The following is a 3,185-nucleotide window of genomic DNA, read 5'->3' as shown; positions in this document are numbered from 1 at the left end:
TATTTTGGTAGTATGGTCACGAAAACGGGTCAATAATGCCTCCAATCGGCCCGGATGAGTGTAATAAATGCGGGTTTCATAGCAGCGGGTATCTTGGGCAGAAGCCGTCAGAGCGGCGGTAAAAAGAAGCATACCGGAAAGAAGTAGTTTAAACATATCAGTTTATTGGTTTATTTGTACTTATAAAGACACATCATCCTCAGTTCTATGATTAAAAAAATAAGTTTTCTGTCAGTTTTCTTTATTGCGGTTCTTTCGGGTTGCGCACCCAAAACCTACCTGCGCGACGTTAAGCGCGAATTGTTTAACTATTCGGCTAACTCAACTCCGCTCATCAGCGCCCACCGGGGCGGCGGAGATTATGCCGGTTATCCCGAAAACTGCATCGAATCCTTTGATTGGCTGGCCCAACAAATGCCCGTGATCATTGAGTGCGACATCTCCATGACGAAGGACAGCATGCTGATGATGATGCACGACGATGCCCTCGAACGCACCACTACCGGCACCGGTAAAGTCCGCGAAGTGACGTGGGCGTATTGCCAATCGCTGCGGTTGGAAGACAATAAAGGCACCCTGACGGTGTACAAAATTCCAACTCTGGCACAAGTATTGAAGTGGGGTAAAGACAAAGTTACGTTTACGCTTGATGTCAAGCGTAGCGTTCCTTTTGAGAAAGTAGTTGAATTAGTGAAACAAAATCATGCGCATAACTACGCAGCCATCATCACCTACAACGTCCAAGATGCGGCCAAGGTGCATCGCCTTGATTCCGAAGTGATGATTTCGGTGACGATTCGGAACACTGAAGAATACCAACGTCACCATGATTTGGGTATTCCTGACAATCGCATGATTGCGTTTGTGGGTACGCGCGAGCCCAATGCTGAGTTGTGTCGTTTTTTGCACGAAAAAGGGATTCGCTGTATTTTAGGAACGCTGGGCAATTTGGACAAAATGGCAGCTGCTCGCGGCGACCAAGTATATAAAGAGTTTGTAAAACAGGGCGCAGATATTATGTCGTCAGACCGCCCTCTGGAAGCTTGGAAAGTGATTCATTAACTTTAAAAAATTGTTGAAATGCACTTAGTATCCATTGTCATTTGCAGTCTTTTCCTGTTCTTTCAAGACCCTTTGGAGAATAAATTGGGAAGCATGGTAGGGAAGAGCCGGGTGGTTATTCTATACTGTCCCAAGGTTTCGGATGCCGAATTTAAACTTCAAAAAAAGTGGCTCAGTGAAGTGGGGAAGGGCATTTTAGAGCGTGATTTAAGCATTATTGACTGTATAGAGTCCGATTTGACGACGGATGATGCTCTTCATCTGAAAGAACGTTTTAAGTATACTCCCAACCATTTTTGTTTTTGGCTGATTGGAAAAGATGGAGAAATCAAACTCATCAGCAACAAACCCGTGAAACCTGAGCAACTCTTTGGCCTCATTGATTCGATGCCGATGCGACGGGAGGAAATGAAGAAGAATTAGTCTCGGACGCACCGAAACCCCACCGTCGCATTACAAGTTGTTTGTTACGATTTCTAAAAACAAGCAGAGTGCAAAAATTCATACTGTATTCCAGATTTTACTATTTTTTTTATAAAGCAAATAACCAAAAAATAAAATCAAAAAGTAGTAGATAAAAAGCCCAGAAGGCAAAGGCTTACTATAAAAGTCAAGAGTAAGTAAGTTGTTACAATCTATAAATGTTTTCAAAACAAAGTTATTAGTTTCACTTTTACAATCTACGTCTATTACACTCGATATAAACAATATATTCCATCCGTAGTGAACGGCAGCACTATACCAAAAACTACCTGTGAATCTTGCAAATAACCCATAAATAATTCCTTTTAGGAAAGTACGTAAAACATAGAGAAAACTTAACCAAACTGTATCAGCACTAAACCAATGAGATAATCCAAAGAAGAATGCAGGAGTAATAATTGATTGAGCTGTATTATTAGTATACTTTAAAAGAGCCTGTTGGTAATACCCTCTATATAAAAATTCTTCTGTAAACGAGCCCATGGTTGCTGCAAATATTCCTTGAAATATAATGTAAAAAATAGCCTCATAAGATATGTTTTTATTGAAACTTATTGATTTATTTGGACTAAATAACCAAAGAAAAACAAAATAACCAAATGCCAACAGTAACCCTAAGAATGTAAAAATAATAAATTTTTTTACATTAAATGAAGATAGTATGTCTTTAGGAAAATCAAATTTCCAAGAAGTAGAGAGCCAAAACCTACATAATAGTAGAATAAGAATAATGGTTATTGAAAACCTAAATAACAAATAGAAAAATTCATGAATTTCAAAAAGTTTATTGATTTTATTAACTATAAAATAGGAGAAACCTGTAGCCAATGCTTGACAGATGTAAACTTGAATTCCCCAGAAAACTGTTTTTATGAATGTATTCATTTGAGGTAAGATATATAAAAATGGCTTAGAATGCCCTATACTTTTCTAAGCCATTGACTCGAAATAAATTTATTGCTTGTACGTAACCTTAACAGAAGACTTGCAACCACACGCCCCTATACAAAACCAAGCAGTACCTCCGAATATAGATTTATCACACGTTTTTCCACAGCATTTTTCACCATGCCCAATTACACAAAACTCATCACAATCCATACCTACTGAAACTTCCCAGCCTTGTACCTTGGCACTTTTAAGATTTTTACTGTATAGTAATATTTCTTCCTTAGTATCAAGGGAAGATAAGGTAGAAATATCGAGAGGTTTATCGCTTGTATATATTAAATCTCCGGCTACTTCATCCGGGCCTTCACCATTATCAAAAAAGCTAATTCCTTCATAGGAGGCAGCCCTTGGAGGTGCTATTCGCTCTGATGTCAGGTTTTTCATTTTAATACTCATTGTAAAACCGCCATCTTTATCATTGCTTTTGGCCCAAATTGCTTCAACAGTCATCTTTTTCAAATCATCAGAATTTTCCTGTTCAGTCAATGTTACATTTTCTTTGCATGAGACGATAGCATAGATAAACAGAAGGAGAGTAAATGAAGTTAGTAACTTTTTCATTTGATTAAAATTTTGCAGGTTAAACATTCGTTCCTCCCAACATTTCTCCACTCGGCCGCTGTGTGAATCATTGGTTGTTGCAAACTTAAAATCCTTTGATTTCTCTACAAAGTAAATTGAGTAGTATT

The 3,185-nt window shown here is 38.2% G+C and carries 4 protein-coding genes; 2 read left to right on the top strand and 2 right to left on the bottom strand.

Going from position 1 to position 3,185, the window contains the following annotated elements; genetic code table 11:
• Positions 1-207: 207 nt before the first annotated feature.
• Entirely contained in the window at positions 208-1,062 is an 855-nt protein-coding gene (locus tag Q0081_RS24025) for a glycerophosphodiester phosphodiesterase family protein (protein WP_298359789.1), read from the top strand.
• Positions 1,063-1,080: 18 nt separating this feature from the next.
• Positions 1,081-1,485, top strand: a complete 405-nt coding sequence (locus Q0081_RS24020; protein ID WP_298359786.1) for a DUF4174 domain-containing protein — start codon at positions 1,081-1,083, stop codon at positions 1,483-1,485.
• A gap of 78 nt (positions 1,486-1,563) precedes the next feature.
• Here the strand turns inward: Q0081_RS24020 and Q0081_RS24015 are convergent, their stop codons facing one another.
• Together Q0081_RS24015 and Q0081_RS24010 are read right to left on the bottom strand one after the other, a co-directional pair.
• Complete coding sequence (locus tag Q0081_RS24015; RefSeq protein WP_298359783.1) at positions 1,564-2,430, bottom strand: CPBP family intramembrane glutamic endopeptidase; 867 nt, start codon at positions 2,428-2,430, stop codon at positions 1,564-1,566.
• A 69-nt stretch (positions 2,431-2,499) separates the two neighbouring features.
• On the bottom strand, positions 2,500-3,185 hold a 686-nt coding region (locus Q0081_RS24010; protein ID WP_298359779.1), incomplete at its 5' end, for a hypothetical protein.

Origin of the sequence: Runella sp., from assembly GCF_027484545.1 — a bacterium.
Lineage (GTDB): Bacteria > Bacteroidota > Bacteroidia > Cytophagales > Spirosomataceae > Runella.
Note: the sequence above shows the minus strand (reverse complement) of the source record. Positions and strands in the feature narration are given on the sequence as shown.